The following is a 20,522-nucleotide window of genomic DNA, read 5'->3' as shown; positions in this document are numbered from 1 at the left end:
CAAATCTCACAGGTCGATAACAGCCTCTAGTATCGTACTTTTGCATTTCTGATCATTCTTCAGAAATAGGCGGTCTGAAGTAAACTTCCATCGTTACGATTTTGCCGCTAGCTTGGCGATCACCTGGTCGCGCGAGCGTTTCGCCGCTCACGCGCCAGACCGTAACGGACGGGGCGTAGTTTTGCGCAACAAGCAGGCAGCACAGGCTGAAGATTTTGGGCCCAAAAGGAATTAGTATCGGGCGCGACCTTTGGACCAGACCATAGACTAGGGTCTCAAGTACGGCGTGCACTCGCGCCGGCTCTTCAACCGAATAGCTCATCGAGCGGTCATCGCTGAGCATCACTTCGAGGCTACGATTTGCTTCCTTGACAGCATCATCATAGCGACGGTCCTCACCGGTCGGTATAAATGCCCATGCTGCGGTTGGTTCAAGGAACTCGAGCGCCCCCAAAGCTAGGTCTGGCTCATAGCCGAGCCCCACGACCGCTGTGATTGGCAGTTCAGGCTTTGACGTCCAACCAGCAAACTCTGGAGTTACGGGCTGCGACACGGCCACTGGCGCATGTTCCGCATTACCTTTCACATAAGCCGCAGGGAGATACACGAATGTCGCATTCACGCCGTGGGGCGCGTCAAGCTCAGCAATAAGACGAATGATGTCGGCAAGCATCGGGCGTGACATCGATGATATATCAATCAGTACTGAGACGGGGACTTTGCTGAGATTACAATGCTCCTCAACCATTTCCTGTAACAGGTGAGCAATGATCGGGCGCCGGTTATCGAGGATATAGTAGTCGCTAGCGCTTAAGAACGTGCGGTTTGCAAGATACGAGACATAATCTTCATTTGGAAACGCCAGTGCGACCTTTCGTTTCGCATTGACCAGCTGTTTACGGGCCAAATGGGTCGATCGGCTTTCATACCCCAAAGTGCCAATAAACAGATCATGCACTTCCTCGAGTTCGCCGCTTCCAACCACTTCGATTAGCATGGTCATATGTCATCTCGAAACAACGGGGTCGGGTTATTGCGCTCATCCACGAGAAGGCGATGCAGCGACCCTTCACGCCCCAAAAGTAGCGGCAGCCGGTAGCTCGTGGCGAGCATGTATGACAAGCGGAAGCGCTTGCCCTTAATCGAACTGGCGATTGCTTCGGCACCTGAATCCGGCACTAGAATTATAGCTCCGGCGTTAAGCGCCTTACCCAAGGCCTCGATCATTGCTTCCGAGGTGTTGGCATCTATCGTGAACGACAAAACGGGATCCGGCGTAAAATCGTCAATGACGATATGCCGAAAGAAGCGGTCGCCAATCGCATCCAGCAGCGAGAGTAGTCCGCGCGAAGTCACTTGGCGCTGGCGAAATGTGTTGGACCCATCCGGGACGTATGGAATCGTCTTTAAAAGCGCCCGGAAGCGGTGCGCAGCGGTTGAAATCGCAAAAGCCTGAGTCTCTCGCGGAACGCGTCGGCGGTCCTCGACATAGCGGCGAATTAGTGGCCCCATGAGGCCGATCAGCCAGCGCGGATTGCCTTCAACGATCGCCAGCATGGCCTCGACGCCGTAGTAGATGTTTGGATTTTTCCGGCTTCGGCCAAGTCGCTTTCCACCGCCAATCGACTGTTCCTCGGACCGAAATGTTTCGCGCGTGGCGACAATCGATGTCACCTTGCGTACGATGCTCGCCCGCACGCTGGACGGCAGCGTGTCCATCGCCTCCAGATCAACGTCATTAACGCTAAGATATCGCGCAAAACTTGGGTCACGAGCGGCCAGTCGCTTGTAGCGCATTTGGAGGTCTGATCCGGCCTTGTAGGCGGAGGCGTGAACATCCCTGCTTTGTTCGACCATATCGACTGATGCTGACCCAAAAATATCTTCAGGACGTGCATCGCTGCAACCGGCATCGTCGATCATCGCCTCGAGCAATGAGCGCGAGAATTGAAAACCCTGCTCCTTGCGCGCATACCACAACTCAATCGGCTGATAGTCCTGCGACGGCATCGCTGAGACCGCTTTGTTTAGTAGGTCAGCGTCCTCGTGATAAGGACTGAGAGACAGCTTAAAAAGTAGATTCTGGTTCGTGCTTCGCAACGCTTGTAGGAGTGCTTGGCGAATCGGCTGCGGAGCAATCTCGAGTTCGTCGAACAACAATGCCCACTTGCGATAGGGCTGATCCGCGACCGCATTGAATTGTTCGACGCCATATGAGACGGCTGACAAAGGACTGAGAAAAAGGAAGCTGGTATCGGAAGATTCAGGGTTAAGCCGATCAACGCCGGCCATCGCTAGCTTATTAGCGATCTGCGCTATCCTCAACAATCTTCCCTGCAGCGCAGCTTGGACCGCTCCAAGCGTTGGTAGTTCAGTTGTAAGCTCCCACTGCATTGCAAGCGAACGCGACAAGGCGCTTATTTCTTCGCGTTCGAGCTTAACGTGCAGTCGCGCGAGCGAAGGAACTTTCGCTACCGCCGGGCTCATCGTCTCGATCATTGCGCGAACGACCGCAGACAGGATGTGGGTCGTGAACGCCGAAAAACCGAGGATAGTGCGCACGTCTTCGGATAGTCGCTCTTCCCCAAGGGCAGTCAGTTGGGCGCCCCAGCTGATATCGGCTGCCACGAACACACCAATGAAATCAATCTTCTCACGATACCCGTCTGCTGCCGGATGATTCCAAGAGGCCAGCGCCGGCAGCTGCAACATTTTGAGCAACGTCGTCTTGCCGCTGCCGCGGGGACCAACAACAATTCCGTGATTTCGTAAGATCAGTTCGTTGAACTGCTGGGGCGGAATGAAGCGCTGCGCGACCTGCGTTGGATCAAGATTCCGAGCGTTAAACGATTCAAAGACACTGGGAGCTGCAGATAGGATCGTCATTTGCGTCCCACCTCAATGATCTTTCCATCTTGCATACGCATGACAATTTGATGATCCTGCCTCAATCTCAAAATAACAGCTTGAAGATCCTGTGGGTGCAGGAAACGCAACCTTGGCAATAAGCCAATGAGTTCTTCGCCGCTTAAAGCACTGGCCTGGGCCGGGAAGTATGAGGCAATGTCGCGAGCAATACTTCGGACAGCTTCGCGGCAGCCAAACCCTAAGCTGTGCGGTAGGCCGGATAAATTGCCTGCCGGCTGCCAGCCCATCAGCGTTATCCAGTCCCATGCAGTGATCGTACCGGCGATGTCGAGACCCAAACTATCAAGATCACCGACCGGAATTTCAAGGATGTAAAACTGATTGCGCGCTCGCGCGCTCTGACTGTGATGGAGTGCGACACTAAACGAGCCAGCCGAGAAAATCACTGGTGATGATGAGCTACCGGTCGCGTAAGCCAAGCGAGGAAAATGCTTATGTCCGTGTATCAATATCCATGACCCATGAGCGCCAGAATCAAGGAGCTCAATCAGGCGGTCGCCGCCGAGCATTTCGCTATAATCTTCTTCTTCAACCGGGTTGTAGGGCGCCGGGTGATGATGACAGACTAAGATATTAACCCGGCGGTGATCGGTCGCCAAGGAGGCTCGCAGTGCAGAAATCGTTTTCGAGCTGACGCGGCCATACTTGTATTCAGGACTAGCATCGGTGCCGTAACCGTGAAACGCTGCTGAGTTTAGAAGAACAATGCGTAAATCTCCCTCAGTGAAAACCGCAAAGTTTCGCGACCAGTATTTGTCACACTGCTGCTCGCTAAGGCCAGGGAACATCGGATCGAGTGCTTGGAGATTGCCCTTTGGGTCGACGTCTCCGTGTGCATTGCGCGAATCGACATCATGGTTACCGCTCGTCGCGAACAGGTTTTGCGCTCCCAGCTGAGTTTTAAGTCGCTGAAGCTTTTCCCACGCAAACATGAGGGCGGCGGGGTCCGCCCTATCCGCGAGGTCACCGGGGCAAATTAAGAAATCTGCAGATAGCCCCTCATCGGCGATCAGCTTCTGAATCCCCTTGAATGGATGCTTCTCCGGCGAATCCTGCGTATCGGCCGTCCCGATGAACGATGGCCCGCCTGCACTCGAAGAGCCATTGAACACGTGGAGGTCGCTTACCACCGCGATCTTGATCACTTGGGCGCTCAAGCGGGGGCGCTCATTTCGCTCTCGGCGATAGGCTCACGTTGTATCGCCATTGAAACTGGTTTCACCAATGCGGCTGGGGTAGGTTGCCGGTCGGCAAAGCGCGCTCGTATATCTTGGTAGGCGACGAAGATGTTCTCCTCTACAATATGCTTTTGCGGACCTTTTGAGCCACCCATCGTCGAATGCAAATGTGACATTTTGACCGGTTGATCGACATATTGAAAATGGCAGCAAAGAAGATCGACCACTCTGTCGGTTGAGTTTCCAAGCAGTCCGTTGCTCGGATAGCTCAGTACAAAGACAGCCGGCAATCGTGCTGCGGCAGAAACGAGATCGCTAAATGCAGCATCAACGGACGATTTAAGCGAAAAAGCTGAACTGAAGCGGTCCGCACGGTATTGTCCTTTACTTGCGGTCTCTGGGTAGTCGTAGAGAACAATATTTTCGAGCAAATGGTAATAACGGGAATATTGGTCACTTGTGTAAGGGGGGTCGGCATAGATGACCGCTGGTTTCCGCTTCATGCTACGCAGCGATTTTAGCAGATCGGCAGCATTTCTACTGAACGTGCGATTACCTCGCCGCCACTTAACCGTTCCCAGAGGGCGGGCGTTGATCAGGGCATCGCGCCATAACGACCACATGCTCATCCGGCGCTTGCGCACAATGCGATGAATGTTGGTTGGACTGGGTGACAGAAACTGCGCGAAATGTCCTGTGGAATTGTTCGCAGTGATGATTGCCTGACAAAGCGCCAGCACCATCCAGCGATGTTCGGTCTGGTCAATATCGCCATCTAGAAGCAGCCTGTCCGCAGCGTAGCGAATTGAGTCAGCTTCTATCGCCTGCGTCAGTCCCACATAGGTGCCACCATGGGTCGTCGCCACCATGCAGTGGGCGCCCGCTGCGCGAAGCTCTACGCGCTTCTCTGTGCCTAAAGTGCTGATATCATCGATCAGCGTCTTCAAACGAGAAGGGTCAGGCGCGCCAAGCAACAGTTTCTCCTCAGAGACACTTGGTCCAAATACCTCAGTCAAAACATGCCGATTGTACGCGAAATGAACTAAAGCCTTTTGGACAAGGTCCGGCGCCGTGGTGAAAGCCATAGCGGCGCAGAAACGCTGCTGCGTTAGTAGTCCAGAGAAGGATTGCACATCATTGGACCAGATGGCACGGTTCGACCCAACCTGGGTCCCCACCGCCGCTATACCCGAGAAAAGATCGAGAAAAGGACCAGGTGCCATGGAGCTAACCAGCTCCGCGATGCGCGGCGCCAGCAGCTTTTTGGTTCCCATGTAAGTGAAATCCGCCACGTCGTCCCGCTGACCAATCCGATTTCACACCTCGATCCGCTAGCGATCGCTTACCGGTTGATAACGGCGCTCGCTCAATATCGCAAATCAAGACCGAGTTTACGGGCTTCCCAACATAAGTCGACCGAAGGCGCGTCGGTTCCGTACATTATTCACTGTCGGTTTGTCATCACTGCGATTTTGGGCGGGGTCCGAACCGCATTTCTATCGCGCCGTTCGGCGCAATCGAAGGGTCGCTGGCGGTGCGATGGCATGGTGAACGGTCGATGACGTGTAGTAGCCATCACCCCTATCCCAGAACCTAATACCAAACCGTATTTACCACAATCGCCAAGAGTCCGCCCCCGCCGGCGGCATGAGCTAAGTGCCGGTTTCGGCGGCCGCCACCCGAAAGCGGCCGGTCCGCTCTCCATCATCGACGGGGTCCGAAGCCCCCGGCCCCCTCCTGAACAAACGGCAGCTTACAGCAGTGGACTGCCCGAAAGCGGACCGACCGCAATCCACCAATTCAGACATAACGTCGTCGCGCATATCCTGCAGACTGTGTGAAAGCCCGGCCTGAGGATTCCCGTAGATCTCGGCCCATGGTATGTTTCTGCCATGGCGCATCTGGCTGGAACGGACCGCTCGCAGCTCCTGCTGCTGCCTGAAGCGGTGGATGATTATGTCGGGCAGGACAATCCGGTCCGGTTCATCGAGGCGTTCGTCGACGGGCTCGACCTTGGCACGGCCGGGTTCGTCCGCGTGCAGCCGAAGGCGACGGGGCGGCCAGGCTATGACCCGGCCGATCTGCTCAAGCTTTACATCTACGGCTACCTCAACCGGGTTCGTTCAAGCCGGCGCCTGGAAGCCGAGACCCACCGCAACATCGAGGTGATCTGGCTGCTGCGGCACCTCAAGCCGGACTTCAAGACGGTTGCCGATTTCCGCCGCGACAACCGTGCCGCCTTCAAGACGGTGTTCCGCGAGTTCGTGGTGCTGTGCCGCCAACTCGACCTGTTCGGGCGCGAACTCGTGGCGGTGGACGGTACGCGCATCAAGGCGGTCAACAACAAGAACCGCAACTTTACTCACACCTCGCTCACCAGGTTCATCCAGGAGGCCGACGAGAAGCTCGCCGGGTACATGAAGCGGCTCGATGAGGGAGACGCCGACGATGACCACACGCCGGGCGGCGGTTCCGGCCGGGGTAACGGCAAGCTGGCCGAGAAGATCGCAGCCATCCAGGGCAAGCGTGACCGGCAGAAGGCGCTGCTGGGCGCGATGGAGCGCACCGGCGCCGAGCAGATCTCGCTCACCGATCCGGATGCCCGCGCGATGGCGCGCATGACCAAGGTGGGCGTCGGCTACAACATCCAGCTCGCCGTTGACGTGAAGCACAAGCTGATCGCCGAGCAGGCGGTGAGCAACCAAGTTCTCGACCTGGGCCTGCTCGCCGAGACCGCGACAGCGGCAATGGAGGCGCTCGGCGTCGACCGCATCGAGGCGGTCGCCGACCGCGGCTACTTCAAGATCGAGGACATCGAGGCCTGCGAGAAGGCCGGCATCACCGCCTATGTCCCCAAGCCGATCCGCGGCCCTGCCGTGCGCGATGGCTTCTTCAGCAAGGAGGTGTTCCGCTACGAGCCTGACCGGGACGTGTTCGTCTGTCCGGCTGGGGCGGTGCTCTCGCCGCGTCACTTCGGCAAGTCGCGTGACAATGTGAAGGTCGACTACACCAACCGCGCTGCCTGCAAGGCCTGCGAGCTGAAGTCTCGCTGCACCCGGACCTTCCGCCGCGTCTCGCGCCTGGAGAACGAGGCGGTGCTTGACCGCATGGCGGCGCGGCTGGCACTTCGTCCCGGCGTGCTCGACGAACGGCGAAACAGCGTCGAGCACCCGTTCGGCACCATCAAACAGTGGATGGGCCAGGGCGCGTTCCTGATGCGCCGGCTGGAGAACGTTTGCGGCGAGTTCAGCCTGACCGCGCTTGCCTACAACATCAGGCGAGCCATCACCCTGGTCGGCGTACCGGGCATGATCGCTGCGGTAAGGCCATAATCGACGCCTTTCCGAGCCTGAGCGTTATCTCGGATGTCACATGAGCCGCCTATGGGCGCCTCAAGGCCGCCGGAGAGCGGCATCGAGCTGATCTCGCCAGAAATTACACCGGCCAATGACAGCGGAACTTACGCAGCCCCGGCTCACGGCTTTCCACACGGTCTGCCTGAGTTTCGGACGTCGCGTATGTCGTTGTTTTTGCCACAGAAGCCATTGATTGGAAGGGCGGACCAACCGTAGCTGCCGGTGAACGTGATGACGTCCACGTAGTAGCGCAGTAGTAGTTCTGCACTGCGAGTGTGGGCACACCATCAGCGTTGACCAGTTCGGCGCGGCTGGCACGGTCGTGTCCCGGCACACGACCGCAGCGGGCTCCAGTCATCAAGCAAGTGGTCTGCCGGTGCTGCTTCAGGCACACGCTTGGCCGTAAAAGTCTCCCAATAAATCCTACCATTGCTTAACTCGATACACTCTCATTCCGACGGCAATGCGGCTTGATCAACCAGCCAGAACAACGCCTCCCTTGTCTCCGCGACAAAGATGCCAATGATCTCATGGGGGTGTTCTTGCTCGGCCGTCAGACGGACAAGGTAGGCGGTCATGACAGAAGTGTTATGCCAACGCCTGTTCAGATCAAATAAAAAAAGCCACCAGCCTCTTTGCCAGCAGCACCCCAGCTATTCCAGACCTATGGAATAACAATCGTCACAGGTCTTATATCCCGCTTCCGCCTTCTGTCGCAGACAGCCAGAGCAATAACCTTGGGCGATCAACTCCGTCCTTCTAGCAGCTTGAAGCTCGATAAAGCGCAGTGGATACGCAAACATCCGTGTGAGGGCCGTCCACATACGGGTTGCCATCATCTGCCGCACCAGATCAATTCAAGCTTTTAAAATTGCAACCATATCGGCTGATATATCAATTGCTTATGATTTTAGCAACTGCCTCAACTGACCCACTTTCAGGTCGAGCCGCCAAAAGGCTCAGCCCTGATCAGACCAAAAAGGGCCGCTGACTTTTAATCAGCGGCCTCGCACCTTCACCTGAACATCGGGAGAAAATCAGGCGTAAGTGACTTTGTCAGAACGCCGACGATACCGAGCGGTTGCACCGATCATACCCAAACTGACGAGCATCATCGCCTATGTTGCTGGCTCAGGAACGACTGGCGTCGGGACGAACGATGTTACCGAAGACGTCGCAGCATCAGGATTGCCCACAACTGCCGCTAGTATGCCGGAGAAGCCTACACGCGCGCGGTTGACGTGGTATCACGGATGCGATGGATCGGTTGAGGTTGGAATAGCCGATGTGAGCAAATGGTAGAATTTAGAGAGGGGGAAGGGTAATTCAGATGTCGAGATATATTTCTTAGGCTCATTGCCGTTCAAAAAGTTTCTATCTCTTCGGTGGTACCCTTTCTGACATCACCCCGAGGTGATCGAAAACATTTCCTCCAGCGTGCTTCGACATTAGCTATGTGGCCTGTCTCAAAATGGGACTCAATGAACCTGACCGCATCCCTGCGTTTGCTCTGGACGTATGTTGTACGGGTGGAACCCCCACCCGCATCACGGGAGAAGCAGGGATGAGATCGACAGTCAAAGGAGCCGCGCTTGCGCTGGCCATCAGCACAATGTCTATTGCAGGGTCGGCCAATGCGGCGACTATTTTCGCCGTCGACGGGCTGAACAACCTCGTATCCTTCAACAGCGCGGCACCCGGCACCTATCTGTCATCGGTCAGGATAACCGGCTTCTCCGACAGCGTTCAAGCACTCGACTTCCGCCCCGCCAATGGTGCGCTGTATGCGCTCGCTGGCAATCGGACGCTCTACACGATCAATACGATCACTGGTGTCGCAAGCGCCCTTGGGGGCGGGGCGCTGGCGATCGAGGGAACACTGTTTGGCTTCGATTTCAACCCAGTCGCCGATGCGATCCGGATCGTGAGCAACACGAACCAGAATTACCGGGTCAACCCCAACACCGGCGCGATCATCGCCCGGGATACGGACGTCTTCTATCCCGGTGCTCCGGGACAGGATCCCGACATTATTGCCAATGCCTATGTCAGCGGTAGCACCACGCAGTATGCGATCGATTCCGCCGCCTCGACGCTGGTACGGCAGAACAACAACGCCGGCGGTCTAACGACGGTCGGTGCGCTGGGCGTCACCGTCGGCGGGCGGACGAGTTTCGACATCGCCGGTTCCGACGCCTTTGTGCAGAGCGGTCGCAATTTCTACTCGGCCAACCTCCAGACCGGCGCCCTGACGCGGATCGGCCAGACCGAAGACGAGCTGTTCGGGCTTGCGATCGCGACGCCGGCCATTCCCGAGCCTGCCACTTGGGCGATGATGCTCGTGGGCTTTGGCATGGTTGGCGCCGCTACGCGCTATCGGCGCAAGAGCGTGAAGGTATCGTTCGCCTGATACCCTGCCCGCTTTGGGCATGGAAAAGCCGTCAGTCGGAAGGCTGGCGGCTTTTTCGTGTCGGTAAGCCTCGTCAGGGACAAATTTCGCGCCAGTCGCTGCTTAAGCGTCTCGCTGCACAGTACACCAATGACAAATCATTACTGAAACCGAGACCTGCTCGTTTGCGGCGACTACATTCCCCGTACACCAAGCTTGGCTATCTGAAACCGGTACTAGGTGCTAAACGCCGATCAAGTACGGAGATGAATACACGATCGAAGATGTGTAACGATGAATAGGACGCAATATCCGATTTTGATTAGATTCCTGTCATCGTCAGCTGACGCAAAACACATGATTGCCGACACCCCAGACCGGCGGTCCCGCCGGCGCCCTCAGGCTCTCTTCACTATGCTGTATCGCTCGACGCACGACCTCTGTCGTGGTGGCGCTCCCGTGTAGAACCTGGCCCATAGCACTTCCTTCCACTCGCCTGTGGATGATGCACCATCAATCGTCGGGACCAAACATTTAGAACGTTCTTCCAAGGGTTGGCCGGATATTAGCGACCGCTGGCGCGCGCCGGTGCAGCAAATTCTGCGTTTTGCAATACGGAATGACCGGTTGTGGTGGAAAGCCGAACGTCCGCTTCGGAACGACGCTATATCCGAGCAAGGTCATTCTCTTAGGGAAGGCCGCAGATTGTTCGTTCCGTTCCAACGATCACGGTGTGTCCTACCGCAGCAGCCACGCCGTGGTTCTGTTCTCACTGGTGGAAGATCACGCTTTCCTCAATTGGCGCTTTACCGATCCGGTATTTGTTCGCTGCGTGCGTCTCATCGGGGTAGCCGAAGGACACACCGAACAGCATCTTCAACGACGGGTCGATATCCAGAACCTTGCGGATTGTGTCGGCATAGAAACCCAGCATGGTCTGCGGAATGCCGCCCAACCCATGAGCGGTCAGCGAGAGCAGAAAGGTCTGGCCATACATACCCATGTCCCCAGCGACGCGGACGTTGTCGCCGAACGATGGCATGAACAAAAGGGCGACATGTGGCGCACCGAAGAAGCTAAGGTTGAGTCGGGAAGCTGTCCGGCGATCCTCAGTGGCTTCTCGTGCCACGCCCATCGCCTGATAATAGGCAGCCCCCTGACTTCGGGCACGCTCGCTGTAAGGACCGTAGAAGTCGCTGTGCGCGAAGCTAAAATCGGGAGTGCTGTGCCCCACATCGTCGTCCGCGAGGATCTCCCGGCTCAACTCGTCCCGCTTGGCACCGGAAACGATGTGCATCTGCCAAGGCTGGGTGTTGCAGTTCGAGGGGGCGAGTTGCGCGTCTTCCAGCACGGCTCGAAGCACCTCGTCGGGCACAGGGGTGGGCAAAAAGCTTCGCACGGAGTGGCGTTCTCGCAGGACAGCATGGAATAGCTTAAGCTCAAGCACTTAGATAAACTCCGCTCTAGAACCAGCAGAAGCACCTTCCCACCAGTCAGACGCGCATTATCTAGTGCGCAATACATATGTCCGCTAGAGGCCTTTTTATGAATGATCATGTTTCGAAGAGCCGTGGTGAGGTAGACAAGCAGCTCGCGTTTGCCCTCTACGGAGCAGCCAGCCGCATGGCCCGAATGCATAAACCGCATCTGGAGCCGCTCGGACTGACTTTCCCCCAGTATCTAGTGATGCTTGAGCTGCTCGACGTCGCGCCCGTTTCCGTCGGCGAACTTGGTGGGCGGGTCGGCATGGATACCGGGACCATTACGCCTTTGGTCAAACGACTGCAGGCTTCGAGCCTCGTGACACGGACACGCGACACGGTAGACGAACGACGTGTATTGGTTGACCTTACTCCCGAAGGGCGCGCGCTTGACGTCGAAATCCGGGGGGTCGCTGGCAAGATCACCTCGGCCTGCAAACTCACCGATGATAACGTAGATGAGCTACGTCGCTCGCTTGAGAACCTCGCCGGAGGCGTCAGCGGCTAGCCCTGTAAAGGCGGGAGAGAGCGTCTTCCTTTAGGAGCTGCAGCGAACTTCCCGAGTGTCGGAATTTGGGCGACTGCCGACATAGCCCTATCGCGTATATGCCAATTAACGCGGCAATGGTCTGGACGTCTCGTTGAATGCCAAAAAGTGACGATGTGCCGTTTCGTCCATCAGGTGCTGCATGAGCGTCCAATATCCAACGACTGCGGCCTCACCAGCGGCGGCATAAGCACGTGCCATATTGGCTTGTAGCTGATCGAATAACTCATGTTCCAGCGCAGCCCCCTTATCGGTCAGGTACAGCATTTTCACCCGACGATCCTGTGTAGAGGTACGGCACTCTAGGAGCCCATCATCGGTCAATTTCTTTAAAACCCGACCAAGCGACTGCTTTGTGATACCCAATGTACTGAGAAGACTTCCGACCGATATACCCGGCCGTCGGGATACAACATACAGTGCCCGGTGATGAGCTCGTCCCAGACCTTGAGCCGCCAGACTTTCGTCTGCCCGGTTAAGATGCGACTTATGGGCAAACATCAACAGATCCATGCCGCCACGGATCGCGTCTGCGCGGAGAAATTGAGCGGCGGGGGGTACAATCGGTTTGGTCACGTCCACCGTATATAAGACCCTGCCTCAGTCGCAATTCATTCGATTGTTAAACAAATATCAAAACGACCTCGAACGGCAGCATCCCGGTAAACCCAACCGCCCCTTCTCGGCCGCCTACATTCCCCTGTTGGACATATCGCGACTTCCAAAGGCAAGGGGGCGGACGATGTGCCGGTGTCGCACAATACTGTCGCAAAACTAATTTGATCTGATGCATATCTGCGACTGCGTGTTCCGATACCCCTGGCCGCGGGCTCCAAACATCACCTGCCTCCTAGCGCAACCATTCCCTACCGCTTGGGTTTTTGATACATGGGCATATGCCTGTGGTGTTTCGTATTGATGGCCTGCGGGTCGTGATCTGGCCCAACGATCATCGCCCGGCACACGTGCACGTGAAGGGTCCGGCAGGGGAAGCGGTGTTTAACCTGAACTGCCCTGGCGGACCACCCGAACTGCGAGAGAGCTACGGCTTCAGGCTGTCAGACGTGAACAGGATCGAGGCCGCGCTGGCGGAGGCGGTGCCGATGCTGTGCGAGGAGTGGAGGACGATACATGGCGATTACTGAGCAGGAACTGGCGCAGGCTGAAGCGCGGATGGCCGAGACCCGTGCCGCGGGCCATGCAGTGTCCGCACGGTATGATCGCCGGCGATCTCGCGTTGTGGTGGCACTCAACACCGGGGTCGAACTGACCTTTCCAACCCGGATTGCCGAGGGGCTGGCTGATGCCTCACCGGAAAGCCTGGCCGAGATCGAGATTAGTCCAGCTGGGCTGGGCCTGCATTGGCCCAAGCTCGATGCGGATCTCTACGTCCCTGGACTGCTTCAGGGGGTATTCGGATCCAAGCAGTGGATGGCTCGCCAGCTCGGTGCGGAAGGGGGCAGGGCGCGGACCGAAGCCAAGGTTGCCGCATCCCGCCTGAACGGCCGCAAAGGTGGCCGACCCCGCAAGCACGCCAGCGCCTGACCCGTTGCCATACCCGTCAGCGGGGTTGATCCCGTCGATACCACCACGCCTCTGCCGCCTGAGGTTGTCGTCAGGGTTTCGACAGAGTGGGTTTGGCCTTCGTCAGCTGGCTTTCACGATGCTCGCGCAGCACGCGCTGAACCGTGGAACGCGATACCCGGAACAGGCTGGCGAGCTGGGACGGCGACCCTTGGCCTGATTCAGCCTTGGCGATGATCTCGGCACGCTGTGGCGCGGTAAGGCTAGGCCGGCGACCCAGCAGCCGTCCGGCACTGCGCGCATGCGCCAGCCCGTTCATGGCGCGCTCGAACTCGGCGAAGGCTCCCAAAGTCTGAGTCATCAACCGGCCTGCGGCCGTTGTGGTGTCCACGGCCTCGGTGAGGGACCTGAAGCCGGCGCCGGCTGCGGTGATCGCCTCCAACGTGAATAAGAGGTCGTATACCGAAGCCATGTCGCCGATTGTGTTGGCTGCGAACTGAAGCCCCGATGCACCGTCAGCCGGAAACGCAGCATCACCCGCCTCGTCAGTGAGGATGCCCGCGATACCGTCCGCGCTCTTGCCGGCACCGACGCGTATGCGCACGCACGGCGTCGAAGACAGCGCATCGAGCGCGTGTTCGGCCACCTGAAACGTAATCTGGGGCTACGAACGCTTAAGCTGCGGGGCCTCGCCGGAGCAGCCGAGGAATTCACTATGGCTGCCGCGGCATACAATCTTCAGCTGCTCGCCCGGCAGGCCGCGCCGGCCTGATACGCGGCGCATCCTCCGGTGCCCGGCGCCGCCAGCCGTTCGCCACGACGATCCCAAGCAGCCCTTTTTCAACAGTCTCGAGGGGTTTTGACGCCACGTGCATCGTTACCTGGGAACGGCCGGGGAGTAGAACCTCTCACCTAAATCACCCTGCCCCAGCCAGACGCTGCGCCACTCTGGGCCTCACATCGCGGTGCCGATGCGACGATGGAGCCGTCATGCCGCGGCGATGAAAGTTCTTTAATTTCCCGGCCTTATTATCGCTTTGGCAGCGGTGGTAGGGATGCTGATGTTCAAGAACCTGTTCAGGGAACGACGCCGTTCCGATGTCGTACATGGCCTCTCCAGCCACGATGCATCGGCAGAGCCTGTCTTCACGCGTTTCGCCGATGATGCGGCACTGGCGTTCAATGCACCCATCGCCGCCCTGACCCTGATCCATGACGACCTGCAGTCGATCATGGCCAGCCACGGTTTCCCGATCGGCTGCATGGTCAGGAGCAACAGCTTCTGCACCTATGCGATCGATCATCCAGGCGTACTGGAATGTTGCGATCCCGATGTGGATGCCCGCTTTGCGCATCTGCCCAGCGTGACCGGCGACCCGGGGGTCCGTTACTATATCGGCGCGCCGCTGCGACTGCTGAGCGGTATCGATGTCGGCACGCTGTGTGTGATCGATACCGTCAGGCGTCTACCCGCATCGGCGGATCAGACCGCTTACCTGCTCGGCTTGGCACGGCAGGCATCGATGGCGCTCGACGCCCGGCTGGATATCTGGGGCCATGCGGCATGATGCGGGTCGCCTGGTGCATTGCGCAGGAGCACGACCTGCGTCTCGTCGTCCTGGCGCTTCTGGTCGCGCTGGTGGGCTCGGCGGCGACCATCCAGCTCTCCGGCCGGATCAGATCGACCGGGGGATATAGCCGCCTCGGCTGGATCGTGCTGACGGCGGTGGGAACGGGTACCATGGTCTGGGCAACCCATTTCGTCGCCATGATGGCGTTTCGCACCCGTGCCCCGGTCGTACTCGATCCGGTCCTGACGCTCGTCTCCCTGCTCGCCGCCATCGTGCTGGCGGCGCCCGGCCTGGCGATCGCCGTCCATCGACGACGATGGGCAGGGCTGCTCGGTGGCGGGATCGTCGGCCTTGCGATTTCGATCATGCACTATCTCGGCATGGCCGCGTACCGGGTCGATGGCCTGGTCACATGGGATGGGCGGTATGTCGCTGCATCCGTAGCCCTTTCCTCACTGCTTGCGGGAGCCGCGTTCCACGTCCTGCGCGGGCGTGATGTCCGCAGCAGCGTAAGCGCTGCCGGGTTACTCGCCCTGGCGGTCGCCGCCCTGCACTTCACCGGCATGGCGGCGGTGAGCATCGCCGTGCTGAAGCTGGGTGACGGGCTGTCGGATCTGACGATGACGACGCTGGCCGTCACGACGGCGGTGGCGGCAGGCATCATCGTCGGCTGTGCTGCGATCAGCGCCCTCATCGATGGTCACACCCGGGGTGAATCCTACCGCCGGCTGCGGCGCATGGCCCTTCATGATGCCCTGACCGATCTTCCCAACCGGATGAGCTTCAACGAGGAGCTGGAGCGCCGGTTCAAGGTGAAGGGCGGATACAGCTGCATGGCGATCGCGATGCTCGATCTTTCGCGCTTCAAGGTCGTCAACGACACCTATGGCCATCAGGCGGGTGATCAGGTGCTGATGGCGCTGGCGGCCCGGCTCTCGGCCAATCTGCAACCGGGGGAATGCGTGGCGAGACTGGGCGGCGATGAATTCGCCGCGGTCATATCCTATCAGGAGCCGGACGACCTGACGCGGTTTCTCGCGCGAGTGCGCGCCGCCTTCGACCACCCGTTCGTGTTCGATCGCTTCAGCGCCTCGATCGGTGCCAACATCGGCGTTGCACTGGCCCATCACGATGGCTTCGATCCCGACGCCCTGCTCGCAAAGGCCGACCTTGCCATGTACCGGGCCAAGGCCGCCCATTCGGCGGAGCCGTGCTTTTATGACGCGCAGATGGACGATGCGGTACGTGCGCGTCGTGAGCTCGTCGCCGATCTGCGCAATGCCATCGAGGCCAGGGCGTTCGAGCTCCACTACCAGGTCCAGGCATCGCTCCCGACCGGCGAGATAAAGGGTTACGAAGCGCTGGTGCGCTGGAACCACCCGACCAGGGGCATGATCTCACCGGCGTGCTTCATCCCGCTGGCAGAGGAAAGCGGCGAGATCGTACCGCTGAGCATCTGGATTTTGCGCCAGGCTTGTATTGAAGCCGCCCTCTGGCCGAACCGGCATGTCGTGTCGGTCAATCTGTCGCCAAAGCACTTGGGCGACCCCCGTCTGGTCGAGACCGTACGCGCCGCTCTTGTCGAAAGCGGACTGCCCGCCGAACGGCTGACGCTCGAGTTGACCGAAAGCGCGATCATCGATGACCGCCGGTTCGCGCTTGAGCAACTGCGAGCGCTGAAGGCGATGGGTATCGCGATTGCGCTCGACGATTTTGGCATCGGCTACTCGTCGCTCGACGTGCTGCGGTCGTTTCCGTTCGACTGCATCAAGCTAGATGCCTCGTTCGTTGCCGAGATCGACCATGACGAGCAGGCGGTCCTGATCCTGAGATCCGTCGCGACGCTGGGCAAGATGCTCAATATGGCAGTCCTGGCGGAAGGGGTCGAACAGCCGTCACAGCTGGCAATCATCGCGCGGGAAGGATGCTCTGCGGTTCAGGGCTACATCATCGGCAGACCTTCACGCCGTCTCATCGATCCTGAACACGTCAGACGGATGATGATGCTTAAACCTCACCCGGTCCAAGCCAACCCGGCAGCGGCGCGAACTCACGTCACAACGCTTTGACGCGCTCAAGCAGAAAGTGATTTCTCTACTTTTATATCGCAATCTCGCTGGCTGTTTCTCGATGTGAGGCATGTCTCGTACCTAACCGTTGACAGGAAGTGTCTTGTACCTATGTGCTTGATAAGCGTTTGACAGCACCCAATGCATCAAGCCTTCCGCATCATTTCAGGAATCTCATGACCCCCGAAACCAACACCATCGAGCNCTGCAGCAGCTCGGCGAGGTCCGCCAACAGGTCGGCGATGACCTGCTCGATCGCCTCGGCGGTGACGATCGGCTCCAGCAGGCGGCGCTCGACGATCGGCACCTCTGGATCGTCACGCGGCGTGATCGGCTCGGCGACGCCTCCCAGCGCCTGATCGAGCCGGGTGATCGCCGCGAGGCCAAGCCGGCGGGCAAGCGGCCCGCGCGCGACCGGCAGCAGGTCGGCGACCCGTTCGAAGCCGAACTTGCGCGCTGCCGCCAACGCGGCGGGTGCCAGGCGCAGTGCGGCAATCGGCAGTGGTGCGATCGCGTCCACTGTTCCTCGCGGTTCGACGCGGATGAGGTCACTTTGCCCGAAGCGAGCCAGAGCGTGGGCGGCACCGGCCGTGTCCGCGACAGCGAGACGCGCAGTGAAGCCGGCACGCCGGCAGAAGGCGAGCAACCGCCGGCAGAACCGCTCCTCCCCGCCGTGGAGGTGGTCACAACCGGCGAGGTCGATCCAGAGGCCATCTGCCGGGGTTACCGCCGCGATCGGCGACCAGCGCCTGACCGCGAGCAACGCCAGCCGGTCGAGCATCGCGGCGTCGGCTTCGGGTTGGGCCGGACGGAAGTCGAGATCGGAGACCAGCGCGCGAGCGTGGGTGGCGGCCATGCCGCGGTGGATGCCAAGCGCCTGGGCGCCGGTGCAGGCGGCCACCACCTCCTCGCGTCGGCCGACCTTGCCGACCAGCGCCAGCGGCGCATGCTCGATTGGCGCAAGGACAGCTACGACTTGGCGCATTGCCGGCGGTTTTGCCTTGTAGGGATGGCTGGCCGCTTCCGAGCGTCGACCAAGCTCGCGCATGGGTGGCTGGGCGTGAACGGGCAGCGCGGCGATCTGCGTCTCGATGTCGCCGCGTGATGGCGCGTTTTCGCGTGCCCACCGCGCACCTGGTCGCCATCCGCCGCCCCGCGGCACCGAACCGGCACCCGGATCATCGTCGACCGGCAGCTGGAGGACAACCCGGTCAGGCAGCCGCGAAGCGGGCGGTTCCAACCGTCTCAGCCGCTCGATGGCCAAGTCCGGCAGGAACAGCGAGACGACCCGTCTCATCGCTACCCTCCACGATCAGGGAAAAGCCTTCACCGCCACGTTGCCGTGCCAGTTCAACCAACCATCTCCCTCTTCCCACACCCGCGACATCCAGCCGCTCGGACGACGCGGTACCGATCCGCCAGCGTGTCCACGCAGCGGACGGCTCGGCAAACGGGTCTTCATTCAGGCCACGCCGACGACGCAGCAGCAGCACCGGCATGTCCGCCTCGGCCGCGACCAGCTGCAGGCGGCGGGTGGCGACCATCGATACCTTGCTCGCCTCCGCGACGATCGCGGCCGGCGTGCCGTCGCGCACCGCATCCTCAATCACCGCCAGCAGCGCGGCATCGTCACGGGGCTGGGCGTGGATGACACTGGCTGACGGCAGGCCGGCTTGCGCGAGACCGGGTGCGTAGAGGTCACATCGGCAGCTTACCCAGAGCACTGGACCGCCGGTACCGGCCGCCTCACGGGCCGCGATCCCGGCGAGGAACAGCGTCGTGGCCGCGTCGTCGGCCAGCGATCCGGTCCGCGCGGTTGCCTCGTGGAGAGCGCCTGCCCGCAAGCCCCCTGCCCCAAGCCGGCCGTCGATCGCCTCGATACCGAACGGCATCACGCGGTAGTCGGTCACCGGCGTGGCGATGGTCCGCAGCTGCGCTATGCTGGGCGCTAGGGAAGCAAAGGCGGACATAGGGGCTATACTCGATTCGTTCCCTTTATGTTCCTAGACATTCTCCAACATTGCAACCCCCTTTGCGCGTCCCATCGTGGCTCACCCATTCAGTTGCCCGGAGGCGCTGACTACGACCCGCGCAAATGCGCTGCCATTATCCACGTGTCCGGCGATAGCTCGCGCCAGAAATACCGAGCACTACCAGTCTGTTAACCTTATCCGGTTACGAATGCCGTCAGTAGGCGAGATCGCGCCTTCCCGGGATATGTGACGATGCGCATTCTGCTGATCGAAGACGAGCCAACGACGGCGCAGGCCATCGAGCTGATCCTCACCACCGAGGGCTTCATCGTCGACAAGACCGATCTGGGCGAAGAGGGTTTGGACCTCGGCAAGCTATACGATTACGACATCATCCTGCTCGATCTGAACCTGCCGGATATGCATGGCTATGACGTCCTCAAGAGGCTTCGCACCGCGCGCATCGCAACGCCGGTGTTGATCCTGTCGGGGGTTGGCGACATCGACAGCAAGATCCGCTCGTTTGGCTTTGGCGCCGACGAGTACATCACCAAGCCGTTTCACCGCGACGAACTGACCGCACGCATCCATGCCGTGATCCGCCGGTCCAAGGGCCATGCGCAATCCGTGCTCAGGATCGGCAAGCTGCTGGTCAACCTGTCTGCCAAGACGGTCGACGTCGATGGCACGCGTGTGCACCTCACCGGCAAGGAATACGGGATGCTGGAACTGCTGGCGCTGCGCAAGGGCACGACCCTCACCAAGGACATGTTCCTCAACCACCTCTATGGCGGCATGGACGAGCCCGAGCTCAAGATCATCGACGTCTTCATCTGCAAACTGCGCAAGAAGCTCACCCTGGCATGCGGAGGTGAGAACTACATCGAGACCGTCTGGGGGCGTGGGTATATGCTGCGTGACCCGGATGTGGCTGATGCGGCAGCCGGCATTGCTGCATAGGCCATGACTGCCTCTTGAAACGGCCAGCAGACGGCGGCACTTGCCATGAACGCAAACCGTCAGCAGTTCGAATGCCAACCACTATCGGCAACTTGCTTAGCATGTAACAAGATAATGTTTTCCTCTTTCGCCTTGTTCCTACGGTGTCAGCGGCATGATCGTTGACGTATTGTTGACTGAAATGTGCATGAGTGAGGCTTGCTGACAAAGCGGTATACGGCATCGTTGCTGTGCTGGCCTTGTACCTTAGCAACGGCACGCCCACGTCAGCTATTTGGAAGGGTGCCGATGAGCTACATCATGGTCTATTTGAAAGATGCCAGGGAAATTAGCCGCGAGCCAGTTACGGGTAAGCTCGGCGAGGCCATGGTTCATGCTGAGGATGCCGTACGAAGCGGCGAGCATGAACGGGTTGAAATACGCAACGAAGATGAGAAGGTCATATACAGCCATCCTCGCTTGATATTTGGTGTTCCCTGAACCTTCAGGTCCGGTAGTCACTCATGAAGGTGCCGCGTCAGATATCGGATTACCTTGAGAGCACCA

At 59.2% G+C, this 20,522-nt stretch carries 19 protein-coding genes and 2 pseudogenes; 10 read left to right on the top strand and 11 right to left on the bottom strand.

Going from position 1 to position 20,522, the window contains the following annotated elements; genetic code table 11:
- Window positions 1-52 precede the first annotated feature (52 nt).
- From IFT82_RS08860 to IFT82_RS08845, 4 genes are read right to left on the bottom strand one after another with little or no spacing between them, the layout of a single operon-like run.
- Window positions 53-1,003 (bottom strand): hypothetical protein, encoded by a 951-nt coding sequence (locus IFT82_RS08860; RefSeq protein WP_192125938.1) that lies wholly within the window; start codon window positions 1,001-1,003, stop codon window positions 53-55.
- Window positions 1,000-2,886: an ORC-CDC6 family AAA ATPase gene (locus IFT82_RS08855; RefSeq protein ID WP_192125937.1), complete on the bottom strand. Its 1,887-nt coding sequence runs from the start codon at window positions 2,884-2,886 to the stop codon at window positions 1,000-1,002. The genes IFT82_RS08860 and IFT82_RS08855 overlap by 4 nt, the downstream gene beginning before the upstream one ends.
- Window positions 2,883-4,085, bottom strand: a complete 1,203-nt coding sequence (locus IFT82_RS08850) for a metallophosphoesterase family protein (RefSeq protein WP_207105765.1) — start codon at window positions 4,083-4,085, stop codon at window positions 2,883-2,885. The genes IFT82_RS08855 and IFT82_RS08850 overlap by 4 nt, the downstream gene beginning before the upstream one ends.
- Entirely contained in the window at window positions 4,082-5,398 is a 1,317-nt protein-coding gene (locus IFT82_RS08845) for a DNA adenine methylase (protein ID WP_192125935.1), read from the bottom strand. Before IFT82_RS08845 ends, IFT82_RS08850 begins: the two co-directional genes overlap by 4 nt.
- A gap of 600 nt (window positions 5,399-5,998) precedes the next feature.
- Here IFT82_RS08845 and IFT82_RS08840 point away from each other — a divergent pair.
- On the top strand, window positions 5,999-7,438 hold the full coding sequence (locus IFT82_RS08840) for an IS1182 family transposase (RefSeq protein ID WP_192125934.1): 1,440 nt from the start codon (window positions 5,999-6,001) through the stop codon (window positions 7,436-7,438).
- A gap of 473 nt (window positions 7,439-7,911) precedes the next feature.
- Here IFT82_RS08840 and IFT82_RS21175 read toward each other — a convergent pair whose 3' ends face one another.
- A complete protein-coding gene (locus IFT82_RS21175; RefSeq protein WP_274602224.1) occupies window positions 7,912-8,040 on the bottom strand; it encodes a hypothetical protein in 129 nt (42 codons plus the stop codon).
- A 459-nt stretch (window positions 8,041-8,499) separates the two neighbouring features.
- A pseudogene (locus IFT82_RS21450) lies at window positions 8,500-8,604 on the bottom strand (PEPxxWA-CTERM sorting domain-containing protein); the annotation flags it as partial.
- A gap of 422 nt (window positions 8,605-9,026) precedes the next feature.
- Here IFT82_RS21450 and IFT82_RS08835 point away from each other — a divergent pair.
- Window positions 9,027-9,872, top strand: coding sequence for a DUF4394 domain-containing protein (locus tag IFT82_RS08835; RefSeq protein ID WP_192125933.1), 846 nt, complete (start codon window positions 9,027-9,029; stop codon window positions 9,870-9,872).
- A gap of 748 nt (window positions 9,873-10,620) precedes the next feature.
- Here the strand turns inward: IFT82_RS08835 and IFT82_RS08825 are convergent.
- Entirely contained in the window at window positions 10,621-11,298 is a 678-nt protein-coding gene (locus IFT82_RS08825) for a nitroreductase family protein (RefSeq protein ID WP_192125932.1), read from the bottom strand.
- 98 nt (window positions 11,299-11,396) lie between these two features.
- Here IFT82_RS08825 and IFT82_RS08820 point away from each other — a divergent pair, with 98 nt between their 5' ends.
- A complete protein-coding gene (locus tag IFT82_RS08820; RefSeq protein ID WP_192125931.1) occupies window positions 11,397-11,840 on the top strand; it encodes a MarR family winged helix-turn-helix transcriptional regulator in 444 nt (147 codons plus the stop codon).
- 105 nt (window positions 11,841-11,945) lie between these two features.
- Here the strand turns inward: IFT82_RS08820 and IFT82_RS08815 are convergent, their stop codons facing one another.
- Window positions 11,946-12,455 carry a MarR family winged helix-turn-helix transcriptional regulator gene (locus IFT82_RS08815; RefSeq protein ID WP_446740954.1) on the bottom strand — a complete coding sequence of 170 codons (510 nt, stop codon included), beginning with the start codon at window positions 12,453-12,455 and terminating at the stop codon, window positions 11,946-11,948.
- A gap of 320 nt (window positions 12,456-12,775) precedes the next feature.
- Between IFT82_RS08815 and IFT82_RS08810 the strand changes: the two genes are divergently transcribed.
- Window positions 12,776-13,024: a DUF4160 domain-containing protein gene (locus tag IFT82_RS08810; RefSeq protein WP_192125930.1), complete on the top strand. Its 249-nt coding sequence runs from the start codon at window positions 12,776-12,778 to the stop codon at window positions 13,022-13,024.
- On the top strand, window positions 13,011-13,424 hold the full coding sequence (locus IFT82_RS08805) for a DUF2442 domain-containing protein (RefSeq protein ID WP_192125929.1): 414 nt from the start codon (window positions 13,011-13,013) through the stop codon (window positions 13,422-13,424). Before IFT82_RS08810 ends, IFT82_RS08805 begins: the two co-directional genes overlap by 14 nt.
- Before the next feature lie 70 nt (window positions 13,425-13,494).
- On the opposite strand, the gene IFT82_RS08800 is transcribed toward IFT82_RS08805, so the two are convergent.
- Entirely contained in the window at window positions 13,495-13,875 is a 381-nt protein-coding gene (locus IFT82_RS08800) for a recombinase family protein (protein ID WP_446740953.1), read from the bottom strand.
- On the opposite strand from IFT82_RS08800, the pseudogene IFT82_RS08795 reads away from it, so the two are divergent.
- The 3 genes and pseudogenes from IFT82_RS08795 to IFT82_RS08785 form a co-directional block, all read left to right on the top strand.
- Window positions 13,861-14,175 (top strand): annotated as a pseudogene (locus IFT82_RS08795) (transposase); the annotation flags it as partial. The gene IFT82_RS08800 and the pseudogene IFT82_RS08795 overlap by 15 nt on opposite strands.
- 283 nt (window positions 14,176-14,458) lie before the next feature.
- Window positions 14,459-14,971: a GAF domain-containing protein gene (locus IFT82_RS08790; protein ID WP_244646613.1), complete on the top strand. Its 513-nt coding sequence runs from the start codon at window positions 14,459-14,461 to the stop codon at window positions 14,969-14,971.
- Window positions 14,968-17,043 carry a putative bifunctional diguanylate cyclase/phosphodiesterase gene (locus IFT82_RS08785; protein WP_192125928.1) on the top strand — a complete coding sequence of 692 codons (2,076 nt, stop codon included), beginning with the start codon at window positions 14,968-14,970 and terminating at the stop codon, window positions 17,041-17,043. Before IFT82_RS08790 ends, IFT82_RS08785 begins: the two co-directional genes overlap by 4 nt.
- Before the next feature lie 205 nt (window positions 17,044-17,248).
- On the opposite strand, the gene IFT82_RS08780 is transcribed toward IFT82_RS08785, so the two are convergent.
- The coding region (locus tag IFT82_RS08780) for a Y-family DNA polymerase (RefSeq protein ID WP_244646612.1) at window positions 17,249-18,340 on the bottom strand (1,092 nt) is incomplete at its 3' end.
- Window positions 18,255-18,935, bottom strand: coding sequence for an ImuA family protein (locus IFT82_RS08775; RefSeq protein WP_199860408.1), 681 nt, complete (start codon window positions 18,933-18,935; stop codon window positions 18,255-18,257). The genes IFT82_RS08775 and IFT82_RS08780, both read right to left, overlap by 86 nt.
- Before the next feature lie 333 nt (window positions 18,936-19,268).
- On the opposite strand from IFT82_RS08775, the gene ctrA reads away from it, so the two are divergent.
- Both ctrA and IFT82_RS08765 read left to right on the top strand, forming a co-directional pair.
- The gene (gene ctrA / locus IFT82_RS08770) at window positions 19,269-19,976 is read left to right on the top strand and encodes a response regulator transcription factor CtrA (RefSeq protein WP_192125926.1); all 708 of its coding nucleotides are present in this window, start codon (window positions 19,269-19,271) and stop codon (window positions 19,974-19,976) included.
- Between the two features lie 288 nt (window positions 19,977-20,264).
- Window positions 20,265-20,456: a hypothetical protein gene (locus IFT82_RS08765; RefSeq protein ID WP_192125925.1), complete on the top strand. Its 192-nt coding sequence runs from the start codon at window positions 20,265-20,267 to the stop codon at window positions 20,454-20,456.
- Window positions 20,457-20,522 lie beyond the last annotated feature (66 nt).

This window comes from Sphingomonas sp. CFBP 8760 (assembly GCF_014841615.1).
GTDB lineage: Bacteria > Pseudomonadota > Alphaproteobacteria > Sphingomonadales > Sphingomonadaceae > Sphingomonas.
The sequence above is the reverse complement of the archived record's forward strand: the minus strand, read 5'-3'. Positions and strand labels throughout refer to the sequence as shown.

Bases quoted from the DNA above. Each gene is read 5' to 3' on its own strand.
- IFT82_RS08860 (WP_192125938.1), bottom strand. From the start codon at position 1,003: ATGACCATGCTAATCGAAGTGGTTGGAAGCGGCGAACTCGAGGAAGTG.
- IFT82_RS08855 (WP_192125937.1), bottom strand. From the start codon at position 2,886: ATGACGATCCTATCTGCAGCTCCCAGTGTCTTTGAATCGTTTAACGCT.
- IFT82_RS08840 (WP_192125934.1), top strand. From the start codon at position 5,999: ATGGCGCATCTGGCTGGAACGGACCGCTCGCAGCTCCTGCTGCTGCCT.
- IFT82_RS21175 (WP_274602224.1), bottom strand. From the start codon at position 8,040: ATGACCGCCTACCTTGTCCGTCTGACGGCCGAGCAAGAACACCCCCAT.
- IFT82_RS08835 (WP_192125933.1), top strand. From the start codon at position 9,027: ATGAGATCGACAGTCAAAGGAGCCGCGCTTGCGCTGGCCATCAGCACA.
- IFT82_RS08820 (WP_192125931.1), top strand. From the start codon at position 11,397: ATGAATGATCATGTTTCGAAGAGCCGTGGTGAGGTAGACAAGCAGCTC.
- IFT82_RS08810 (WP_192125930.1), top strand. From the start codon at position 12,776: ATGCCTGTGGTGTTTCGTATTGATGGCCTGCGGGTCGTGATCTGGCCC.
- IFT82_RS08805 (WP_192125929.1), top strand. From the start codon at position 13,011: ATGGCGATTACTGAGCAGGAACTGGCGCAGGCTGAAGCGCGGATGGCC.
- IFT82_RS08800 (WP_446740953.1), bottom strand. From the start codon at position 13,875: ATGGCTTCGGTATACGACCTCTTATTCACGTTGGAGGCGATCACCGCA.
- IFT82_RS08790 (WP_244646613.1), top strand. From the start codon at position 14,459: ATGCTGATGTTCAAGAACCTGTTCAGGGAACGACGCCGTTCCGATGTC.
- IFT82_RS08785 (WP_192125928.1), top strand. From the start codon at position 14,968: ATGATGCGGGTCGCCTGGTGCATTGCGCAGGAGCACGACCTGCGTCTC.
- IFT82_RS08775 (WP_199860408.1), bottom strand. From the start codon at position 18,935: ATGCCGTTCGGTATCGAGGCGATCGACGGCCGGCTTGGGGCAGGGGGC.
- ctrA (WP_192125926.1), top strand. From the start codon at position 19,269: ATGCGCATTCTGCTGATCGAAGACGAGCCAACGACGGCGCAGGCCATC.
- IFT82_RS08765 (WP_192125925.1), top strand. From the start codon at position 20,265: ATGAGCTACATCATGGTCTATTTGAAAGATGCCAGGGAAATTAGCCGC.